This window comes from Bacillus sp. PK3_68 (assembly GCF_003600835.1).
Taxonomy (GTDB): Bacteria; Bacillota; Bacilli; order Bacillales; family Domibacillaceae; genus Pseudobacillus.
This window is the reverse complement of record NZ_NQYC01000001.1, coordinates 3099607-3121545: the sequence shown is the minus strand read 5'-3', so window position 1 is coordinate 3121545 and position 21939 is coordinate 3099607. Positions and strand designations below refer to the sequence as shown.

The window sequence follows — 21939 nt, the reverse complement described above, 5'->3', positions numbered from 1 at the left end:
ATCAGAGCAGAGGCCATTACTTCTTGCTAAAGAGAATAAAAAAAGCCAAGAGATGCAGTCTGGGACTGGGACTGACCCCATAAAGTGAGACAAATAAAAAAACACCTTTAAGTTGAAAACGGGTATGGAATACTCGAAAGTAACTTGGAGGTGTTTTTCTATGGGTACAAGAGTCAGTTATCCAGCGGAAGTAAAAATGAAGGCTGTAAAAATGAGATTGTCTGGGGTGCCGGTTAAAGAAGTCTTGAAGGAATTAAACATTCGAAATAAGACACAACTTAAAACATGGATGAAATGGTATAAAGCAGGAGAGTTTCATCGATTTGAACAGCCAGTAGGCAAGCAGTATTCCTTTGGAAAAGGGACTGAGCATGAAAGTGAAGCGGAGAAGTTGAAGGCAGAAAATCGGTATCTGAAACAACAGATTGAAGTACTAAAAAAGTACAAAGAATTGGAGAGGAAGTGGTCCCAGAAACAGCCGTAGAATTAGTGAAAGAACTCAAAACCAGCATGCCCGTCAGGGAAATATGCCGGCATCTTGGCATTGCTAGATCCACTTATTATCGCTGGAAGAGCAGGAGCCGGGAAGAAACATCCAGGCAGATTGTTGAACGAAAAATCGGCACGTTGTGCCGGGATCATAAGTTTCGATACGGTTATCGTAAAATCACAGCCTTATTAAAACGAGAGATGTCTATTAACCATAAAGCGGTACAGCGTGTGATGCAAAAGTATGGCTGGCAATGCCGGGTAAAGGTGAAGAAACGCAAACGAACAGGACAGCCCTGTCATATTTCCGATAATCTGTTAAAAGGAGATTTCCAGGCAAATCAGCCTCTTCAAAAGCTCGTCACAGATATTACATACTTGCCTTTTGGCCAGAAACAGCTGTATCTTTCAAGTATCCAGGATTTATTTAACGGCGAAATCATTGCCTATTCTATAGGAAGCTGCCAAAACACAGATTTCGTGCTGCATACGCTGACCCAGCTGCCCCCTCTCCCCAAAGGGTGTATCTTGCACAGTGACCAAGGATCTGTTTACACATCTTATGCTTATCAACAGGCAGTCAAAGGAAAAGGCATTACCATGAGTATGTCCCGGAAAGGGACACCCTCTGATAATGCCTCCATCGAATCGTTTCATTCCTCGCTAAAGTCTGAAACGTTCTATCTCGACGAGTTGAGAAGCACTACGACGGCCATCGTAGTGCAAACTGTCGAAAACTATATTCACTATTATAACCATATCCGTATTCAAGCGAAACTAAACAACCAGCCACCGGTCAAGTATCGGCAGCTGGCTGCTTAAAGGTGTTTTGACCCCTGTCTCAAAAATAGGGGTCAGTCCCCGTCTACGCACCCTTGGCTTTTTCATTGTTTAATATTTACTTCGCAGTACTTGTCTCGCCGAAAAATTTTACAAGCTCGGTCAAAGCTTGACTGAATGTCTTTAGGTGTTCCTCTACCCTTCCAGGAAACTCTCTTTCAATGAAATCTAACGTGTCATTTGAAGTATGCCATACACCTCCATGCTTGACAGTTTGAGTATAACCATCCATGTCTCCGATTTCCCAGTTCGTTGATTCAAAGTAAGCATACGGAATGCCCAGTTCATTAAATGGTGCATGGTCACTCCAATCTCCCGTTGTCCCTGCTGGATACTCTGGGTTTACCCCCGGATTGGTGCCAATATCCAGCTTTTTCTTTCCGGCGATTTTGAGAGCCTGGTCGCGGATAAAGCCTTTATCCCCTAGGTTGCCATAGACATACATATGATCACCAACAGCTAAACTATCCAAATTAATCATTCCGACTGTATGATGAATCTCCTGTTCTGTCATTTGGCCAGCATAATAGGTTGAACCTTTCAATCCTGCCTCTTCTGCACCGAAAGCAATGAATTTCACGGAATAAGGGGTCTTGATATTTTTTAATACTTCAGCTGTTTCCAGCATGACACCAATACCAGAAGCATTGTCATCCGAACCTTTCCCGGCTGCAACTGAATCGTAATGGGCTCCTACAATGACTTCCTTACTAGACTTCCCTTTTTTATAAGCAATCACATTGGATGAATGGTACTCCACCCCTCTTCTCGTGTAAGAAAACGGTTGAACAGTCGTATTATATCCCATTCTTTTAAATTGGCTCTCCACATAATCCCTTGCCTCTGCTTCTTTTGCTGTACCGGCTACACGGCTGCCAATTTTGTAGGTTAAATATTTGGTATGTTCATAAGCCATCTTCCCCGTCTTATGAACAAGGGATGGATGATATGTGACAGTAGAAGCTGAGGCGCTTCCGACAGCACCAAGTAACAGTAGAACGATCATGACGATGGGTAAATAAAAACGATTTTTCATTTCCACCTCTCCTATTCTCCAATTCATAGTCTACTTATAGTATTTCAACCTCCATACAAACATGCAATACTTTTGTTATATAATTTAGAAAAAATGGAATCATCCCACTTCTTAATCATATCCTTCTCATGTCCATTAATGGCTTAATCTGATCAGCCTGACAGCCCCTTCATATATCACAATAAAACCAGTATTCAAGAAAATGATTAATTCAGTGAACCATATTTTTGAACGGAGGATAAAATAAAAACAAAACAATAGCCATATAAAAAGCTGGCCTCCCCGTTATTTGGCATAAGGGACAGCTTATATGCTAGAACAATCATATAAAGCTTTTGATCCATTTGTTTTGTCTAGGAAAGGAGATGATAACCGCTCATGCTGGAGATAGAAGATAGAGTAAAATGCATAAAAAAGAGGCTGAGCCAAAATGGCTCAGCCTCTTTTGCATTTATATTATTCTTCATCCATAAATGGATAAGCAACATCTGTAGTTGGTGCAAAGTTTTCTTTGATAACGCGAGGGCTTGTCCAACGAATCATGTTAAAGACAGAACCTGCTTTATCGTTTGTACCAGATCCACGAGAACCACCAAATGGTTGTTGGTTAATCATCGCACCAGTTGGTTTGTCATTGATATAGAAGTTACCAGCTGCGCCAGATAAGCGGTTTTCTAAATACTGAATTGCTTGGCGATCTTGTGCAAAGATTGAACCTGTCAATGCGTACATAGAAGCTGTATCAACAGCATGTAATGTTTCTTCTAATTGCTCATTTTCGTATACATAGATCGTTAGGACTGGTCCAAAAATTTCTTCTGTCATTGTTTTGAAGTTTGGATTTGTTGTCACAATGATTGTTGGTTGAACGAAATAACCAACAGAATCATCATACGTACCACCAGCAATAATTTCCGCTTCTTCCGAACCTTTTGCATATTCGATATAGCTTGTGATGGAATCAAATGCTGGTTTATCAATTACTGCACCCATGAAGTTACGGAAGTCACGAACATCCCCAACTTTAAGTTTCGCAACTTCTTCTACTAAACCTGCTTTTACTTCTTCCCACATGCTAGCTGGAATGTAAGCGCGGGAAGCTGCAGAACATTTTTGACCTTGGTATTCAAATGCTCCACGAGCAAGGCTAGCTACCACTTTGTCTGCTTGTGCACTTTCGTGAGCGAAAACAAAGTCTTTACCGCCTGTTTCCCCAATTAGACGAGGGTAAGATTGATAGTTTGCGATATTTTCTCCAACTGTTTTCCAAATTGTCTGGAACGTGCTTGTTGATCCGGTAAAGTGGAATCCAGCCATACGAGAATCTGTTAATACTACTTCAGATACTTGTGAACCACGAGAAGGTACGAAGTTGATTACGCCTTTTGGTAATCCTGCTTCTTCTAGAATACGCATAAAGTAGTAGTTTGCTAATAAAGAAGTTGTTGCTGGTTTCCAAACAACTACGTTCCCCATCATTGCAGGAGCTGCTGGTAAGTTCCCGCCGATTGCTGAGAAGTTAAATGGAGAAATGGCTAGTACAAAACCATCTAATGGACGGTAGTCTGTACGATTCCAAACATTTTTCATGCTTGCTGGTTGAATTTGATAGATTTGATTAGCATAATCAACGCCAAAACGTAAGAAATCGATTAACTCTTGAGCAGAATCAATTTCAGCTTGAATAGCTGTTTTGGATTGTCCGAGCATCGTAGCAGCATTCATTAGGTCACGGTATGGACCAGAGATTAAGTCAGCTGCTTTTAAGAAGATAGCTGCACGGTGTTCCCATGGCATATTTGCCCATGCTTCTTTTGCAGCCATTGCCGCTTCTACAGCATCACGTAATTCTTTTTCTCCAGCTTGTGAATAGTTTGCTAGAACATGTTGATGATCATGTGGCATAACTACTTGCTTCACTGTATCTGTCTTTCTATCTTCGCCATTAATGATTACAGGGATATCAACAACGATATCAGATTGGCGTTTTAATTCTGCCTTTAACGTTTCCCTTTCCTTTGTACCTGGAGCATATGTATTGCCAGGCTCATTTGTAGGTGTTGGGATTTTGAAAATTCCGTTACTCATTCTTTCACATTCCTTCCTGTTAAGAAACTTTGTTGCTTTAGTAGTGAAATTACAGCTTTCATCGACAAATTATAACATACTTTTCTGCTCTTTGCCCTTTTTGTTGCTCACAAATATATAATATATTGCATTTTTCATAAGTAGTAGTCCCTTCTATGTCATTGATAGGTGTTTCGAGCCTGAATAGCCGGGGCTGCGCTCTCTTTATTAATAGTTTAACTTTATGCTCAGGCCGGGACTTCTACCAATCTTTATTTCGAAGATGGACATGTACCCGTTATGCAGATATTACCACTAAATCTGAACAGAGTTACACCACATTCTGTCCTTTCTACATAACACTAACTATTCAATAAAATAGCCCGATGATCGCATAAAGATCAATAGAACTTTTGAACTAAAATCACCCAACTAATTGAAACGCGGCTAACTCGTTTGTTAAAAAGCAGATATTGATCAGAACATCCCTTAAAACAAGGGAGATTCAGCAGTCTACGGGGCCTATAGACATGTGAGGCTTACATGAACGCTAACATAGAAAAAAGGCCTCTCACCAGTTTCTTAAACAGATGAAAGGCCCTTTTAAGAAGCAAGTTCTCGTTAAAAAGTGAGCATTCGCCTTTAACCTCGTTATATCAAGGTACTATGATATCTATCACAATACGATTTCTCTTCATTTCCAAACTTGCTCATACCATTGTTTAGCCGCTTCCACTTCGCTCATAGTTAATTGATGACCATGATTTTCCCAGTGCACAGTGACTGATGCCTGGGCACTTTCTAATAATTGTTGAAGCTCTATGGACTCTTGTTGTGGACAAATCGGATCATTTGTTCCAGCTGCTATAAATACTTTCTTTCCTGATAAATTTGGGAGATCGATTCCCCGTCTCGGTACCATAGGATGGTGCAATACCGCTGCTTTTAAAGAATTTGCATGATGAAATAACAAGCTTGCTGCGATATTGGCACCATTTGAATAACCGATGGCAATAATATTTTGACGATCAAATTCGTATTCTTTAGCTGCTTCATCTAAGAAATCATTCAGCTCATTTGTACGAAAAATTAGGTCCTCTTCATCAAATACACCTTCAGCTAATCTTCTAAAGAAACGCGGCATTCCATTTTCTAATACGTTCCCTCGTACACTTAGTACAGAAGCCTCCGGATCAACGATTTCTGCCAATGCCAATAACCCATGTTCATCTCCACCTGTACCGTGCAATAAAAGCAAGACGGGTTTATCTGGTTTTTCTCCTAATCGAAAAATATGTTTCATTTTATGGCCTCATTTCTAGTGTGTTTGTCTATTTAATAGATCCCTTCTATTTCACTCATCCAATGGACGCACATGAATAGGAATTAGTGATTTCTCTAAACGGTGACGGAACGATTCATATTGTGATGGCAGCATAAGATGACTGCCCATCGTTTCATATGTTTCATCGTGGGCGAAGCCTGGAGGGTCTGTCGCGATCTCGAACAAGATTTCCCCTGATTCGCGGAAGTAAATCGCATTAAAATAGTTACGGTCTTTAATTTCTGTTACATGTTGGCCTTTATCCATCGCGTAGCCTTGCCACTCCAAATGATCATGATCATCCTTTGCCCGCCATGCGATATGGTGTACTGTCCCCACTCCCATTTTTCCTCGGACACCTGTTGTCATTTTCAAGTCAATGATATTGCCAATATCTGCTGTCGATTTAAAACGTGTATAGTTTCCTTCTGTCCCCACTACTTCCAGTCCCATTACATCAACTAACGTTGCTTGAGTCTCTTGAGGGCGACTTGAATAGAGGATCGCTCCCCCAAAGCCTTTAATGGCAACGTCTTTTGTAATGTTGCCGAATGTCCAGCCGTTTTCTTCTCCCCCTTCACGTTCTACAACTTCAAGTTGTAAACCATGTGGATCTTCAAATTGTACATATGCTTCACCAAATCGTTCTGCTATTGTGTAGTCTATATCAAACTTAGTGAATCGGTCCTTCCAGAAATCTAATGAACCCGGAGGAACAACATAAGTTGTCACCCCAACCTGTCCGTCGCCTATACGCCCTCTATATGCATCTGCCCAAGGGAAAAATGTAATAATGGTTCCTGGCTTGCCACCTTCATTCCCAAAATATAAGTGGTATGTTTCTGGATCATCGAAGTTCACGGTTTGTTTAACAAGACGCAAGCCCAATATGCCTGCATAAAAGTCAATATTTTCTTGTGGATGCCCTACAATTGCAGTAATGTGATGAATCCCTGCTGTCTGTTTTTTCATCTTTTCTCTCTCCCATTTATTCGTTGGTTTGTACTTGTTTTCTTACTGGTACATAAAATTTATTCAATAGGTTCCAATTTCGCCTCAATTTCACCGCGTTTTGATTCTAAAAATGGAGGCAAATCGAGTGTTTTTCCTAACTCTTTAATAGAGGAATCAGCAGTAAAGCCTGGCCCATCAGTTGCTAATTCAAACAAAATTCCGTTGTGTTCCTTGAAATAAATACTTTCAAAATAATATCTGTCAGCTGTTTTTATAATGGCAAAGCCCGAATCCTTGATGCGCTTCTCCCATAATCGCAACTCTTCTCTATTTTTCACACGAATCGCTAAATGGTGAACACTTCCTCTGCCCGGCTTTTCATTAGGTCCCTCTTGTTCGATAATGACAATCTCTCCAAATGATTGACCTGCCATCGACTGATAAATGGCTTGTTTATCCGTGCGTGATAACAGTGCATACCCAAAAATATTTTCTAACGTGCTAGACAAATGATTTAAAGAATGAACAGTTATTTCAACCGGACCCATTCCAAGAATGCGATGCCGTTGTTCAGCATCAGAATCCTTCCATTCCTTCCAATGATCAGGAACAGGTTCTCCGTTATTATTTAACAACACCATGCGGAGCCCTTCCCGATCTTCAAAATGAAGAGCGTCTCTTCCTGCATAAGTTGTTATGTCTCCATGTTCCACTCCAAACAAAGCGAAACGCTCTTTCCAATACATAAGACTTTCAATGGATGGTACTAGCAAACCAATCCTGGTAATCGCATTGGTCCCTCGATGGGTGCGGCCAGCCATCGGCATTTCAAAAAATGTTAACCCTGTTCCTGGACTTCCCGTTAAATCTCCGTAAAACAAATGATACATCGATGGATCATCTTGATTAACAGATACTTTTACCCTGCGTAAACCAAGAACATGTTGATAAAAATCATTCGTTTCTTTTGCATTTTTTGTGATCATGGAAATATGATGATGCCCTGCGATTTTTTCCATTTCCCTTCACCCATTCCTTTATAAAATGGCGTACAACGACTGAGCACATCCTTCAATACACTTGATATCGATTTGCACAGTCTTCATACTATATAACACCATGTGCATGTCACCATGCACATGGTGTATCTTAATTAACGAATGGTCTTTAAAGCAGTGGCCCAAGGAATCACTTGATCTAACATTTGGTTTACTGAGCTTTCTTGTACCTCTTTTGGTTTGAACTCTGTGCCGTTTTCAAAATCAGTGAATAGTGACAATGCTGGATGAACACGCACGTCCGCTACTAATAATTCACCTAAAATTCCACGTAAATGTTCTGCTGCCCGAGCACCGCCTACTGAACCGTAAGAAACGATACCAGCAGCTTTGTTATTCCATTCCTCACGTAAATAGTCTAATGCATTCTTAAGCGCGCCTGTTATTGAGTGGTTGTATTCTTGTACAATAAATACAAATCCGTCTTGTTTCGCAATGATCTCTGACCATGCAGCCGCTCCTGAAGCGTCGGCACCTGGTTCACCTAGTAGGGGTAATTTGTAATCTGCGATATCGATCACTGTATAATTTGCATCCCCGCGTTTGTCCGCTATTTCCTTTACCCAGGCACCTACTTGTGGACTGACACGTCCTTCACGAGTGGATCCTAAAATAATACCAATATTTATTGTAGTCATTGATGGTTCCTCCTTTGATTGTGAGCCGAATAATTTAGTTAAAAATCCCATGTGGCTTCTTTCCCTTCCTTACAAGTATTCTTTCTCAAAGTTCTTTGTACTACGCACGGTATTAATTGGCCGTACGAGTGACTCAATTTTTTCACGTTTCTCTTCAAAAAACGGCGGCAAAGATAACTTTTCTCCAAGTGTTTCATAAGGTTCGTCTCCCATAAAACCAGGGCCATCCGTTGCTAGTTCAAAGAGAATGGAAGGGGCAACGTTTGTATATAACGAGCCAAAATAATAGCGTTCTACATAGCCAGAATTAGGAAGGTTAAATCCAGCTAACCGCTGTTGCCATGACTCTAGGTCTGCCCGTTCATCCACCCGGAATGCCGCATGGTGAACTGTGCCAAATCCTTGGCGTGCTTGAGGTAAAACGGTATTGTGCTCCATAATAACCTGCGCACCGTTGCCGCCTTCCCCCATTTCAAATAAGTGGAATGATCCTTCCTGTGCCACTTCCTTCATATGAAATACTTTTTCCAGTACTTCCTTGAAATAATCAAAATAAGCTGTTCGCACAAAGACAGGCCCCAATCCCGTAATAGCATACTCCAGAGGAACTGGCCCTTTTTGCCATGGTGTCCCGGAAGCCACTCCCTCATTTTGTTCGTCTGAGATCAGTTGATATTGCTGGTCATCAAAATCCACAAAAGACAACACCTTTTTACCAAATTGCTCTTGAATCCCGTTATGTTTTACATCATATTTATCAAATCGCTTCACCCAATAATCTAACGCTTCATCAGCTGGTATCCGGAAAGAGGTTTTTGATATTTCATTGTTTCCATGGATTCCTTTTGGAATGCCAGGAAAATCGAAAAACGTCATGTCTGTACCCGGGCTCCCTGCATCATCGGCAAAAAACAAGTGATATGTTTGGATGTCATCCTGGTTGACCGTTTTCTTTACCAACCGTAAGCCAAGTGTATACGTAAAGAAGTCATAAATTTTTTCTGCGCTGCTTGTAATGGCAGTAACATGGTGTACTCCTTTTAATTCGTTCATTATTGATTACCTCCTATAACTATCTCGAATTCGAGATAATTGATAAAAAAATAAAGCTCTTTGCTCTCTTTTTATTGTAAAAGCTTGTCATTCCTATAGTATAGAGAGTTCTATTGAATCTATACCTCTAAGCTGGTATAGATTCAATAGAGTGCCTCCCACATATGCATGAACTTAAGCTTGTGGATTAACTTCTAATTCCACTGTAATCTTGATATCTTTTCCGACTAATACGCCACCTGTTTCAAGTGCCGCATTCCATGTGAGTCCAAATTCTTCACGGTTAATTTTTGTCGATGCTTCAAAACCGTAAACCTCTACTCCCCATGGGTTGGTACCTTTTCCACCAAATTCAACATCGAATGTTACTGGCTTTGTCACGTCCTTAATGGTTAGGTCGCCGGTTACTTTATAGTCATCGCCGTCTTTTGAGATATTTGTTGATTTGAACGTAATCGACGGGTATGCTTCTGCATCAAAGAAATCTCCTGATTTCAAGTGGTTATCGCGATCTTCCGAGCGAGTATTAATACTTGCCACATCAAACGTAAAAGCAATATCAGCTGTTGTTAAGTCTGTTAAATCGGCTGCTTCTACTTCTGCCGTGTAAGCGTCAAAATTCCCTTTCACTTTTGACACCATCATATGTTTTACTTCAAACCCAATACTAGAGTGTGATTGATCCACTGTAAATTTTGCCATTATAAAATTCCCCCTTGAGTATATGTTTTTTAAGTTAAGGTATTCTTTCAAAAATAAAGTCGAGAAAGCAACCATTATCTTCAACTAAGCTATCTTGAAATAATTTATCTCAAATTAAATTATCTTTAATTCGAGATAAATTTAACACATAAAAGATATGTGTGTCAACATGTTTGAAAAGATTATTATAAAAATTTTTCAACTTTTTTCGTTATGGCATTTATTCCTTCATCAAACGCTTGTGTCCAAGCACCGATTAAAATAGAAAAAGTTATGTGCCGATGATACTCTCATGTAACGCTTATATAACTTTACATAGTATGTAGCAAAATCCTGCAATATACTGATTCAATCACCACATATTAGATAGTTTTTCGAGAACCTTTTTGATATATAACAAGAAGGTTATATCACTATTCATCAGTATCTCCAATAAACATACGGATAGTCAAAAAAAGCCTTTCATCAACTGAATGAATGGAAGGCCTGTTTGATTTAAACTATTCAATTGAAACACATTACTAAAAATAATGACGATTCCTGAATAATGCTCTGCTTCGGGATATATGAAAGACTTAAAACTTTTTCCTTACGCCATTCCCTTTTCCATAACAAAACCAGTCGTCAAATTTTACAGTTTTTACCAAATGCCAAAAGTGCTCTTCGATCTCCTTCGTATCCGCTTCACATGTGTTGGTCCAATCGCTGCAATTATGCTCATAAATGAGCGACAATGTTTTACTGCTGCCTTTATCTTTTATGAACCCAAGGTATGAATAGACAGGAACCTTTTCCTTGCCGTCTTTGCCGCCCACTTCAGTAATCAGCTTGCCATAATAATAAATATGATGATCGTCCTCCGATTTCTCATACTCATCTTTGAAATTCATATATCTCGTCAAACGCCTCAAGCCAGACTCCTCTGAACTTCCATCTTCGAATTGTCCCTGGACCCCATACGAGATGTTTGTCTCCTCGTCAATCCACGAAAAAAGGAATTGCTCCCATGACTGTCCGCGTTTCATGTAATAGGTCTCATCTAATGTAGCTTCAGCAGGGATAAGAATAGAATAGGCATCTGTCCATGTTCTCATCTCATAAAATCCTTTTTCGGCTTCTCTATCAGAAACAAGGAAAGTCCGGGTATAATAATCTTGGACTGCGGGATGTGCTGACCGCTCTCCATCCGCCTGGATTGCTACCTCTTTATCTATTGTCCTGTTTATATTCTTATCTGCCTTATTCATTCCTGTACACGCCCCTAATAAAAGAGTCGTTACTATCGAACATAAGGCATACTTCTTTTTCATATGACGATCTCCCTATTTTTCACTTTATTTTAAGCAATATAAGTTATATATGGAAGACATTCGTCAATTAACTTTCCAGAAGTATACTTCCATTTCCTTTAAACCCACGTTGTATGTGTTGTCCAGTGGCTGTAATGATGCCGGTATGAGATAACACCTAATCACTCTTCTTGTCTTTCACTGGTGTGAAGTCATTGAACGCTTAATAGTTATCCCATTGTTATTAGAACTTCTTAAAACAGAGTGGCAGATTTAAATGCTAAGTCAACATAAAGCATGCACATACTTCGCTTTTTGCCAAGGCCGATGTCTCACTCGAATAAACCATGGCCTCCTGCTGATCAAATTACAAAAGATGTGTACCCTTACATCATCCAAGAAATGAAAAAAGAAGCCTCCCACAAGTTCATTGAACTGATGAGAAGCCTCCTTTAAAAAACTTTATGTTAGCCCTCTCACCTTACTTAACCCTCACAAGATAAATAGCTTTTCCCCCTAAATTAGCTGTGCAGACTTCCCCTCAGCCAAGGACGAGGGCGATAGGGACCAATAGGTATTTGGATTAGACTGGTCTTTCCTTGTTGGTCCATCTTATAGAGTTCATCACTCAAATTCGCGTCAAATCCGAGAAGTGGGTGTCCTCCCATTCCGAGAGCTGATGCAGCCAAAAGCAATCGTTGCACGAGCATGCCTGCTTCCATCTGCTGGATTCGATACCCCCTGTATCCTAGTTCTGTTTTATAAAATTCCTTATCACCAGCCACATGCAGGCAAAGTGGCACTTGGAGCAAATTCACATTATCCAGAGACATTCCAGTCTGCAAATGGAGTCGATGGTCTCCAGGACATATTTCTCTTAACTTGTGCTTTGCGCTGTCATAATAGTACGACCCATTTGCAATCCCTTCGACGTTATATAAACAGCCGTAAATTGTTACACGAGGGCCGTTACTCCTATGTGCTTCATCCAAATCATTTCTGTATGAGAAAGAAGCCGTTGCCTCCAGGAGAAGGGTGGCCAGTTGTTCTTGACTCACTTTCCCTAAAACGAAATCCATGTCGGGAGAAAATCGGTTTCCGCAGGCCTCGGCCAGGTCATACGACAGGGGCTTTATATCAGGCAATGCCACCGTGCACTCCACACGTTCAGGCATTGCCCTCCCCTCTATCACCCGAAATGACCATGTGGAATCCAGCCTAGAAGCTTCATTCATCGCAGTTATCATCGGATATTCTTTGACACTAGGCGACTGCTCGAAATGTTCTGGTTGAATGGCTGGCAGCTCTTGTTTCAATTCCTCCGATATAACATTTTTGTATAGGTCCCTTCCGCTAGTAGACCAGAAGGTTGCTTCCACCGATAGCGGGATTACACTATATACATTCTCCTCCATTTCCGATAGTCCAAGCAGATGATTGATTGCGGTATCAAGAAATTGAAAGTACACACCTGAGGCGAAGCCAAACCTTTTCGCTACCTCCATTAACTGTCCAATTAGGACACCAGCATCCAGCCCTTGGAGCCGATACGCAAAGTTGTTGTATTTAAAGAAATTTTTCCAGAACATTGTCGACACAAAGACAACACCAAAACACGAGGAGATATCACACCGATTGCCCAGAGCCCTAGCTAAATAGGAATCGAAATTCCCTTCCCGCAGCAATGCCAGGCTATGGTGTGCTACATCATAATGGTAGACGCCATCAGGGATTCCCTCTATCTTCAAATACACGTACAATTCGTTGGGATACAGCGCCCCACCAGAAGGAGCAAACCGCCGGTACGACTGCAAAGGGTAGGAACCTTGCTCTGTGGAATCCATTGGAGAGACGGATTGACTCAATTGAGTGAAACCGAACACATACCAGAGAAAATGACCGACTTTATTAAGGTCCAATCTTACGGGAGGTTCTCCTCTAATAAGTGTTAGCGGTACTTCCGCAGACAACGGAATAACCGGTAGTCCACGGTAGAGTTTATATGCAAGAGGGGCATCCTCCCAATCCACTTCCCAGTTCGGCTGATTTGCCTTATCAACATTAAAATGAAGGTTGTGCAGAAATTCTTCCAGATTCATCCTCTACCTCCTAATCACTGCTTAAGGAAATGGATGCGGATATGGATTGAGTTGTTCTGGTGTCAATGGTTTATTCGTATACCCAAGATCCATAGGGACTCGGAGTACCCTCTCAAGCCCTGTCAGGCGGGTAAGGTGATGCCCGAATGTCATCGGCAACATCCCCGGAATCAGTACTTTTACGCAATACAATCTATTCCGCATCGTTTCCGAGGTCGACTGGTCTACTATAATTACATCAAGATTTAACCGACGGAACACCTGAAGGATGTCTTGCAAATCATCGGTCAGATGCGTATGATTCGACTTCCACTTAAACTCGTCTTTAAAAGTCCGCATAGGGCCATTGTTGTCAAGTAAAAAACTTAAGCGCTCTTCTGCTTGCGGCAAACCGTAAAGCATGCCGTGGTCATCCATCTGCCTCACCAAGGAAGAATCATGCAGCATTCTTTCGTACTCCTTCTGGTTCGCCTCAAATTGTTCATCAAGGGTCAGCATCATGCCAGCAAGCTCGTGAACCGCGCTTTTCACCGCCCGTACCGGATCAAGATGGGCTCCAGCTGCACAGATGAGATTCAATCCCTTTTCCTTTCTGTTTTTAGCCATTGCCCAAATACTTGGAATACCGTGTTCCATGGTGGAGTTATACAAATACAAATCATATCCAGCGACGGCTCGCATCCGTTCGAGCATTAAGCTCAACTCCTGGTCGTCAGCTGTAAAAGGATCCAGGCGCGGAAGATTCAGCTTCGCGTACCAAGTCATCAGGAATGAATCACGCTCGACCACTTCCATAATTCCATAGAAAATGGCCTCTTCTAAACTTCCTCCTAGCGCACAGCCATTGGAAGTTTCATAGATAAAACCTTGTGATCCACATCCAACACTGTAATAAGCAAGGAGCTCAGGTACGAGAATTGGACGCTCTTCTAATAACGAATAACCCCATACCCAATTAATGGATCGGTCAGGATCAAACGATTTAAATGGAAAACCAGGCTGCGCATATTGTTCCTTTGCGTGTACACCTACCTTTAATGGATTAAGCGCTTGATTTTCCAGGTTACGGAAACTGTCATGTATTACTGTTCGTTTGCCACGTGGCTCTAAACCGCAGTACCGCTCTAATCCCTCTAAAATGGCTGTCAACACACTTTCTGCGTAGGAATGAGTCCGTCCAGCTGTCCCCTCATCCCCGGCTAACATAGGCAGATTGACACTCGCATCAGCAAATGGAGGCACTAGGTCATACATTTTACTATTCAAAAGGCCAGTACGATTATCTAGATAGTCTTTGACAATAACTTTTTTCATCTCATCCAACGGGCGGCAGCGGAAACTGCTGGAACTGATTTTCGGGCTTGGCTGCAGCGAAATTCGGGCTAATCTCTTTGAATCATCGGGTAATCGACCACAGACCGGACATAGCGGGTTGGGCAGAAAAGAATGCCATGAGCCCTTCAATGTTTTCAAGTCAATTAGGTATACCTTCCCTTCCGAATAAGCCTGATTACCTTGTAATACATTCTGGACCTCACCCCCGATCAGGTAAGCCATTTGTAAAAGTCCGGTACTTGAAGCCCACGGGTCACTTCCCATCCCTCCGGCCACAGCCGACTTCTGTTGTGCCTCCCACATCTCTGTACGGTCACGTCCTCCCATGAGACGTCTCATGTCCGCGCATTGAGAGCAACCGGCTGCATTGGGCCGTACAAGCGGACCAATTACACCTTCTCCAAATGAAATGAAGCCTCTGAGCCAGGGAGTACCAGTCTTTCGTAACACTTCTTCCGCCTTTCGATGAACAGAGGGTTCCCAACCATCATCCAAAAAAAGGGCCAAATCCATATTTTTCGGAACTTCTTCCTCTAAATTGGACTTGCGAATAACTTGGTGGTGTGCTGACAGTTCATCACTTACGAGTTCCGCCAACATCCCTTCCCCGACAATCAATATGAAGGAACTCATTGTGACTCCTCCTCTCTCAACAAAACACCAAACACTCCGTCTAGTTGCTCTTTAAAAACAGATTCAAGCCCTAATTCGAATACTAGGACCCGTTTTCCATTCCGTTTCAATGTTTCCATGGCTCCTTGTAGGATGTCGGCTTGTATCCTCTCTTCACACGCAGAGATACTAAGACTAACTGGCGTTTTTTCTTCCAAAAATACGGACGTTACTTCACAGGCTAGTTCATTAGAGGAATCCGATTTGTTTTGCACTTTGATAAGTGCCTGCTGTAATGCCCCCCGTAACGCCATAGTTATATTTAAATCTGCACACCCATACCATCCATCTTTCGTACCTACCCATACTACAGGAAAACCGGATACTTCCTTCCCTGCTCCGATAACGGGTGCTCCCTGCATTGTAGTCAATGCCTCTAAATAGAACCGGCATCTTTCATCTTCTATAAAACTTAAATGCACTGGAGAGACAGCATACTTCTGATTAAGTTGTTGCTTGTTAAGCTCCTCAGCCAAACACTTCTGTAACCCGCGGCCTACACCTTCCACAAACGATTCACCAGCTCCAACCCCGACAATTTCCTCAGATGCTACTAAAACTCCATCAACATGTTTATTTAGCGGCAGAGTCTTCACGGCCAAACTGACCATTCGCGACACATACGCTTCAATCCCAGTTAGTCCTACTTCTCTTCGCGCCTCTTCATGAGTCAAACCCGAACAGACGATGTCTTGCATCAACTCTGCTGGTCCCTCTGACAGCGGGTCGACTACCTGAACACGACACTGAGCTAACGGAAGCTGCTTTAAATCTCCCTCCTCCCACATATGGAAGATTCCCGATTCCTCTGATGTCAACTGGTTAAAATAAAGAAGTAATTTACCTGGCTCAACTTTCTCCAAACCTGTCTGGAGTCGGTTTTCAATATCTTCAACCCATTCAGCGAATATATCGCTCGTTATAAGTGGATGAGGCAGAAACGAATGCCAGTTTCCCTCCAATGTATCCAAATTCAGAAGAAAAATCCTATTATTCTGTTCCAATCCTGTAACTCCTGTAATCTCTTTAAACAGTTCAAATACGACCACATTAGCTAACAACGATCCCGGGATGGCAGAGAAGGAAGGGAATTGCCTATCCTTGAATAAGACAGAATGGTGTAAACGGCGCCAGGCTGACTCCCAACATCCCTCGGAATCCGGATGTACTAATGGTCCTGCTAAACCTACCTGCTGCAGGCATACGGCAGGGAGAAACATTTTCTTCTCTTCCCTGCAAACTTTATGAAGATGTCTAAGTTCCTCTACTTCTCCCTCCTGATTCACATACAAAATGGAATCAAAAGGCTTCACTATTTCTTGCCAACTCTCCTTCTTTTGCGGAACCTCCTTTAAGGCAACCGCTGGGTCTTTTTTTCGCGCATGTTCCACGAGTTCCTTTAGCCTCTGTCTGTTGGTGGACACCTCGTCTGTGATTAGCACTTGGATCTTAGTCAAACCCGATTCAATCAAAGAAGAAACCAATGAATTTAAAATAGGACCAGAGCCAACTGCCAGCACCTTGGCCTGACGAAAAACTTGAAAACGGGCTGCCCCAGAACCAACTAAATTGTCCACAAATTCAATTTGAGATGCATACCTTTTAAGATGATCATCCGACAATTGATGCGGAAGGTCCTGGCTTACATCACAAACATACTCATTTTCATACAGCACTTCTGCAATTTCATATACTCGATCCCGGTAGGGGCCAGGCAATTCGTTAGTCAACTGTCCTAACGTATACTCTCCATTAAACATCGGCAACAATTTTTCAACCCATTGATCGATCCCACTACCTTCGATACGGAAGGAACTTAAGTTGTTTCGAAAATACACACCTCTATTTGGTTCAGGGAGATAAAACGTGTCCCTTTTTACTTTCAGACGCATAGAAGGGTTCAAATTTGCCATCTCTATCCTCCTTACCCCTTATGAGCATAGTTGTTCATTATCACTGCCACTATCATCGTATGTACAGCAATTTGTCCGTTATGTCTTATCCTATATTGAAAGTCCCCTGCAACAATACAGGGGACTTTCTCAAATGAAAAACTAAACGATTAACTTCCCCAGCCGCTACATCTGGAGCAAGATGAGCAACGAGAACAACTGAAGCAGTTAAAGCATCTAAAACAGTTAAAGCAATTAAAGCAGTTAAAACAGCTAAAACAGCTGAAGCATCTAAAACAGCTAGAACATCTAAAACAACTAGAGCATCGGCCAAAACTACCCAATTGTCGATCCTGGTCCGTATAGTACTGATTTTGATCCCAAGGGATTGCCTGCGTCGCTTGGAAATCACCAACATTCAAGCTTTGAAGTTCACTTTGGAAATCATTCATTTTCATTTCCTCCTCAAACAAAATTTAAATAGGTGCCAAAAACTTGAAACAGGAATAGCCGAGTTAAATCGCAAAAGAACTGTATACTGGATGGATGCATTTAGTATTTCGAGCACTCATCAACAAATTATGTAAAATACATGGGTATCGTTACTAATACAGAAGCCTAATTTTATAGAAAGGGTAAAACCGACAAATTTTGTTCATCGAATGAAATAGCTGGCTCCCATTGATCCAGATTAAAGTTAACTTACGAATCACCATTTTTCCGGAACCCTTGTTTAATAAGGCTGCGGCTTCAGCGGGAAAAGCGTTCGCCTGCAGTGAAAATCAGCAATCAAATATAACAGAAAAAGGCCCCCAGCCAAAGTAGCTGGGAGCCTTGAAAACACATAAAAATATAATCTTTCTATTCTCCTGCTTCTATCCTTTTACGTAAACTATTGGCTGATTCCTAAATCTTAGACAACCCATTTATATTTGCTAGAAATGATGGCCACCTGCAATTAAGAAAAGCGATCGAAACGAGGCGATGCAAGCCCGATTGAATATAAACGGTCGTCCCTTAAGAAAGTTGTCCGACTGAGTGTGGACAATCCACACTACTTATAATTGTTTTGCAGTGAGTCTAAATAGAAAAATGGTTTAACCTAGGAACTTCAATTAAATCCCCTTTATGTTTGGTTGTTTAAACACCGCCTAGATAGCTTTGCGTTATGTTTTGGAGAACAATTTTTCCATTCTTGCTGTATTTTTCGAATAACTCTGACAGGAGAAAAACAAACCTTTTATACTTTTCGTCACTTTTTTTCGGCGCATAGGATGCTGATAAATTCCTTCCCAAAAAACCTTCATAATCAAAAAATACATCATTTTGATACTTTTTAAACTCATACTTTCCATCCTTAAAAAAGCGATTAAACACTTCTGGAGTTTCCTCTATGCCACCGCTAAATCCTTTGAAATTTGAACAGGTCTTTTGGCAAATTTCCGCATTCTCTTTAATAATCGGGCTAGTTAAATCTCTGCTATTCCAAACAAGAGCAACCTTTGCCTTTTGTTTTAAAATCCGTTGACATTCGATTTTGAATGCTTTTTATCAAACCAATGAAATGCCTGGGCAACAGTTACTAAATCCACACTCTTCCCTTTCATAGTTGTATGTTCAGCAGTTGCTTTTATTGATCTAAAACGAGAATATCGTTTTAACGATTGCTCAGCCATCTTTCTCATTTCATCATTTGGCTCCACTCCAATCACATTTAAACCTCTTTCCAGCAGCTGGCGGCTAAATATCCCGGTACCTGAGCCAATATCGGCCACAATCCGCTCATGGTTCAGCTGGCTAGCTGAAAACAAATAATCAATATATTCATTAGGGTAACTAGGGCGATATTTCGCATATATATCGGCCTTGTCGGTAAAAATTCCTGTTGTTTTCACAGCACTACCTTCTTCCCCGCGAGATGATGTATAGAAATAGAGACGAAATAGTATATTTCATAAAATCACCTACTCTTTTCAAGGTATTTTAGCATATTTCTTCCTTAACTAATTTGCCCGATAGCGATATAACAAAAGGAACTGCGGACGCAGTTCCTTTCTTCATTAATGCCCCTGTTTATCCATTCACAAACTAGGTTTGCTGCCTTTTAATCCTCATCTTTAAAATGAGCTTCCCCTTTACTTCTTAACCGGCATATATAATACAAGGGCAGGGCTCGAGCAAATGATGGACAGGCTTGGTCACTCGGATGATCACATCGCGAAAATTTCTATCTCCACGCCACGCAAGAAATAAAAAAGAAGCCCCCCATAAGTTCAGCGAACTCATGAGAAGCCTCTATTAAAAACCTTTATGTTAGCCAAATGTTAGCATTCCACTCTCATCTTACATAACACCCTTAACTCTCAAGGGATGAAGCGGCTTATTACATCATGCCGCCCATGCCGCCCATGTCCGGCATACCCATGCCGCCACCAGCGTTTTCTTCTGGCTTGTCAGCAACGACTGCTTCAGTTGTTAAGAACATAGAAGCAACAGATGCTGCGTTTTGAAGCGCATAGCGAGTTACTTTCGTAGGGTCAACAATACCAGTGTCGATCATGTTTACCCACTCGCCAGTTGCTGCGTTGAAGCCGATGCCTACTTCTTCGCGTTTTAAGCGATCGACAACGACAGATCCTTCAAGGCCTGCGTTGAAGGCAATTTGGCGGATTGGCTCTTCAAGCGCACGAAGAACGATTTTCACACCAGTTGCTACATCGCCTTCTGTTTCCAATGCAGCTACTTTGTTATATACGTTTACAAGTGCTGTACCACCACCAGAAACGATTCCTTCTTCAACAGCTGCACGAGTAGCGTTCAATGCGTCTTCAATGCGAAGTTTGCGTTCTTTTAGTTCTGTTTCTGTCGCTGCTCCCACTTTGATCACAGCTACGCCGCCAGCTAATTTTGCTAAGCGCTCTTGTAATTTTTCGCGGTCGAATTCAGACGTTGTTTCGTCTAATTGAACGCGGATTTGGTTGACGCGGGCTTCGATTTGGGCAGAGTCTCCTGCTCCTTCAACGATCGTTGTGTTTTCTTTAGAAACAACTACTTTTGCTGCGCGTCCAAGTTGAGTGATATTTGCAGATTTAAGATCTAGACCTAAATCTTCAGTGATCACTTCACCGCCAGTTAATACAGCGATATCTTCAAGCATTGCTTTACGGCGATCGCCGAATCCAGGTGCTTTTACCGCTACAGCGTTGAATGTGCCACGAAGTTTGTTCACTACGAGTGTAGCCAAAGCTTCGCCTTCTACGTCTTCAGCGATGATTAAAAGCGGTCTGCTTTGTTGAACTACTTGCTCAAGTACAGGAAGTACTTCTTGAATGCTTGCAATCTTCTTATCTGTGATTAAGATATATGGATTTTCAAGAACAGCTTCCATTTTATCAGAATCTGTTACCATATATGGAGAAGCGTAGCCGCGGTCGAATTGCATACCTTCTACTACGTCAAGCTCTGTAGTGAATCCTTTTGATTCTTCGATTGTGATAACGCCGTCGTTGCCAACGCGCTCCATCGCTTCAGCAATCAATTGGCCAACTTCTTCATCAGCAGATGAAATCGCTGCAACTTGTGCGATAGACTCTTTGCCCTCGATTGGCTTAGAGATTTCTTTTAATGCTTCCACAGCTGTTTGAACAGCAAAGTCCATTCCTTTACGCACGCCAACAGGGTTTGCGCCTGCTGTTACGTTTTTCAAGCCTTCGCTGATCATTGCTTGCGCAAGAACTGTCGCCGTAGTTGTACCGTCACCAGCTACGTCGTTTGTTTTGCTTGCTACTTCAGCAACAAGCTTCGCACCCATGTTTTCGAATGCATCTTCCAGTTCGATTTCTTTCGCGATTGTCACACCATCATTTGTGATAAGCGGTGAACCAAATTTTTTCTCAAGAACCACGTTGCGTCCTTTAGGTCCAAGAGTTACTTTTACGGCATCCGCCAGCTGATCTACCCCGCGAAGCATTGCGCGGCGTGCTTCTTCGCTAAATTTAATCTCTTTAGCCATATGAAAAACCTCCCTGATTATTTAAGTTATTTAAAATAGATAAGTATTTGTTAATTATTCACCTGTTACAGCAAGGATGTCGCTTTCACGAAGGATTAATAATTCTTTGCCTTCGTATTTCACCTCTGTACCAGCATATTTAGAGAAGATGATACGGTCGCCAACAGCTACTTCAAGCGCTACTCTTTCTCCGCTTTCAAGTACACGTCCGTTGCCGACTGCCACAATTTTCCCTTCTTGTGGTTTTTCTTTCGCTGAATCTGGCAATACAATGCCACTGGCTGTTTTTTCCTCTGATTCAACCAGCTCAATTACTACGCGATCACCTAGTGGTTTTAACAAGTGAAACAACCTCCTTGGAATATATGTAATGTTTTTATTTATTAGCACTCTCATATGAAGAGTGCTAACCCAATTAATATAATAAATAAAATGATTTTTTTTTGCAAGGGAGAAGTAATTTTTTTTACAAATCATTT

The 21939-nt window shown here is 41.7% G+C and carries 16 protein-coding genes and 1 pseudogene; 1 reads left to right on the top strand and 16 read right to left on the bottom strand.

The window, feature by feature from the left end; translation table 11 throughout:
• Positions 1 to 160 precede the first annotated feature (160 nt).
• Positions 161 to 1311, top strand: a protein-coding gene (locus tag CJ483_RS15890) for an IS3 family transposase (RefSeq protein WP_120034252.1) whose coding sequence is annotated in 2 segments (ribosomal slippage) — positions 161 to 434 and positions 434 to 1311 — 1152 coding nt in all. Because the reading frame shifts where the segments join, the coding sequence is not laid out codon by codon here.
• A gap of 76 nt (positions 1312 to 1387) precedes the next feature.
• Here CJ483_RS15890 and CJ483_RS15885 read toward each other — a convergent pair.
• From CJ483_RS15885 to groES, 16 genes and pseudogenes are all read right to left on the bottom strand, one after another.
• Positions 1388 to 2365, bottom strand: coding sequence for a M20/M25/M40 family metallo-hydrolase (locus CJ483_RS15885; RefSeq protein ID WP_120036116.1), 978 nt, complete (start codon positions 2363 to 2365; stop codon positions 1388 to 1390).
• A 456-nt stretch (positions 2366 to 2821) separates the two neighbouring features.
• Entirely contained in the window at positions 2822 to 4453 is a 1632-nt protein-coding gene (gene pruA, locus CJ483_RS15880) for an L-glutamate gamma-semialdehyde dehydrogenase (protein WP_120036115.1), read from the bottom strand.
• Positions 4454 to 5126: 673 nt separating this feature from the next.
• The gene (locus tag CJ483_RS15875) at positions 5127 to 5735 is read right to left on the bottom strand and encodes an alpha/beta hydrolase (RefSeq protein WP_120036114.1); all 609 of its coding nucleotides are present in this window, start codon (positions 5733 to 5735) and stop codon (positions 5127 to 5129) included.
• Between the two features lie 51 nt (positions 5736 to 5786).
• Positions 5787 to 6728, bottom strand: coding sequence for a ring-cleaving dioxygenase (locus CJ483_RS15870; RefSeq protein ID WP_120036113.1), 942 nt, complete (start codon positions 6726 to 6728; stop codon positions 5787 to 5789).
• Positions 6729 to 6787: 59 nt separating this feature from the next.
• Positions 6788 to 7729 (bottom strand): ring-cleaving dioxygenase, encoded by a 942-nt coding sequence (locus CJ483_RS15865; RefSeq protein WP_120036112.1) that lies wholly within the window; start codon positions 7727 to 7729, stop codon positions 6788 to 6790.
• Positions 7730 to 7863: 134 nt separating this feature from the next.
• On the bottom strand, positions 7864 to 8457 hold the full coding sequence (locus CJ483_RS15860; protein ID WP_182917078.1) for an NADPH-dependent FMN reductase: 594 nt from the start codon (positions 8455 to 8457) through the stop codon (positions 7864 to 7866).
• A gap of 18 nt (positions 8458 to 8475) precedes the next feature.
• On the bottom strand, positions 8476 to 9459 hold the full coding sequence (locus tag CJ483_RS15855; protein WP_120036110.1) for a ring-cleaving dioxygenase: 984 nt from the start codon (positions 9457 to 9459) through the stop codon (positions 8476 to 8478).
• 174 nt (positions 9460 to 9633) lie between these two features.
• The gene (locus tag CJ483_RS15850) at positions 9634 to 10161 is read right to left on the bottom strand and encodes a YceI family protein (protein ID WP_120036109.1); all 528 of its coding nucleotides are present in this window, start codon (positions 10159 to 10161) and stop codon (positions 9634 to 9636) included.
• Positions 10162 to 10736: 575 nt separating this feature from the next.
• The gene (locus tag CJ483_RS15845) at positions 10737 to 11471 is read right to left on the bottom strand and encodes a hypothetical protein (RefSeq protein ID WP_120036108.1); all 735 of its coding nucleotides are present in this window, start codon (positions 11469 to 11471) and stop codon (positions 10737 to 10739) included.
• Positions 11472 to 11971: 500 nt separating this feature from the next.
• Complete coding sequence (locus CJ483_RS15840) at positions 11972 to 13549, bottom strand: SagB family peptide dehydrogenase (protein WP_120036107.1); 1578 nt, start codon at positions 13547 to 13549, stop codon at positions 11972 to 11974.
• 21 nt (positions 13550 to 13570) lie between these two features.
• Positions 13571 to 15517, bottom strand: coding sequence for a TOMM precursor leader peptide-binding protein (locus CJ483_RS15835; protein WP_120036106.1), 1947 nt, complete (start codon positions 15515 to 15517; stop codon positions 13571 to 13573).
• Positions 15514 to 17469, bottom strand: a complete 1956-nt coding sequence (locus CJ483_RS15830; protein WP_120036105.1) for a putative thiazole-containing bacteriocin maturation protein — start codon at positions 17467 to 17469, stop codon at positions 15514 to 15516. The genes CJ483_RS15835 and CJ483_RS15830 overlap by 4 nt, the downstream gene beginning before the upstream one ends.
• 149 nt (positions 17470 to 17618) lie before the next feature.
• Positions 17619 to 17900 (bottom strand): heterocycloanthracin/sonorensin family bacteriocin, encoded by a 282-nt coding sequence (locus CJ483_RS15825; RefSeq protein WP_120036104.1) that lies wholly within the window; start codon positions 17898 to 17900, stop codon positions 17619 to 17621.
• A gap of 688 nt (positions 17901 to 18588) precedes the next feature.
• A pseudogene (locus CJ483_RS15820) lies at positions 18589 to 19343 on the bottom strand (class I SAM-dependent methyltransferase).
• Between the two features lie 488 nt (positions 19344 to 19831).
• Positions 19832 to 21460, bottom strand: a complete 1629-nt coding sequence (gene groL, locus CJ483_RS15815) for a chaperonin GroEL (protein WP_120036103.1) — start codon at positions 21458 to 21460, stop codon at positions 19832 to 19834.
• Positions 21461 to 21514: 54 nt separating this feature from the next.
• Positions 21515 to 21802 carry a co-chaperone GroES gene (gene groES / locus CJ483_RS15810; RefSeq protein WP_120036102.1) on the bottom strand — a complete coding sequence of 96 codons (288 nt, stop codon included), beginning with the start codon at positions 21800 to 21802 and terminating at the stop codon, positions 21515 to 21517.
• Positions 21803 to 21939 lie beyond the last annotated feature (137 nt).

Excerpts from the sequence above, each read along its gene's own strand:
- CJ483_RS15840 (WP_120036107.1), bottom strand. The coding sequence starts at position 13,549 with ATGAATCTGGAAGAATTTCTGCACAACCTTCATTTTAATGTTGATAAG.
- CJ483_RS15850 (WP_120036109.1), bottom strand. The coding sequence starts at position 10,161 with ATGGCAAAATTTACAGTGGATCAATCACACTCTAGTATTGGGTTTGAA.
- CJ483_RS15870 (WP_120036113.1), bottom strand. The coding sequence starts at position 6,728 with ATGAAAAAACAGACAGCAGGGATTCATCACATTACTGCAATTGTAGGG.
- CJ483_RS15885 (WP_120036116.1), bottom strand. The coding sequence starts at position 2,365 with ATGAAAAATCGTTTTTATTTACCCATCGTCATGATCGTTCTACTGTTA.
- CJ483_RS15845 (WP_120036108.1), bottom strand. The coding sequence starts at position 11,471 with ATGAAAAAGAAGTATGCCTTATGTTCGATAGTAACGACTCTTTTATTA.
- CJ483_RS15855 (WP_120036110.1), bottom strand. The coding sequence starts at position 9,459 with ATGAACGAATTAAAAGGAGTACACCATGTTACTGCCATTACAAGCAGC.
- CJ483_RS15875 (WP_120036114.1), bottom strand. The coding sequence starts at position 5,735 with ATGAAACATATTTTTCGATTAGGAGAAAAACCAGATAAACCCGTCTTG.
- CJ483_RS15825 (WP_120036104.1), bottom strand. The coding sequence starts at position 17,900 with ATGAATGATTTCCAAAGTGAACTTCAAAGCTTGAATGTTGGTGATTTC.
- CJ483_RS15835 (WP_120036106.1), bottom strand. The coding sequence starts at position 15,517 with ATGAGTTCCTTCATATTGATTGTCGGGGAAGGGATGTTGGCGGAACTC.
- CJ483_RS15830 (WP_120036105.1), bottom strand. The coding sequence starts at position 17,469 with ATGGCAAATTTGAACCCTTCTATGCGTCTGAAAGTAAAAAGGGACACG.
- pruA (WP_120036115.1), bottom strand. The coding sequence starts at position 4,453 with ATGAGTAACGGAATTTTCAAAATCCCAACACCTACAAATGAGCCTGGC.
- CJ483_RS15865 (WP_120036112.1), bottom strand. The coding sequence starts at position 7,729 with ATGGAAAAAATCGCAGGGCATCATCATATTTCCATGATCACAAAAAAT.
- groL (WP_120036103.1), bottom strand. The coding sequence starts at position 21,460 with ATGGCTAAAGAGATTAAATTTAGCGAAGAAGCACGCCGCGCAATGCTT.
- CJ483_RS15860 (WP_182917078.1), bottom strand. The coding sequence starts at position 8,457 with ATGGGATTTTTAACTAAATTATTCGGCTCACAATCAAAGGAGGAACCA.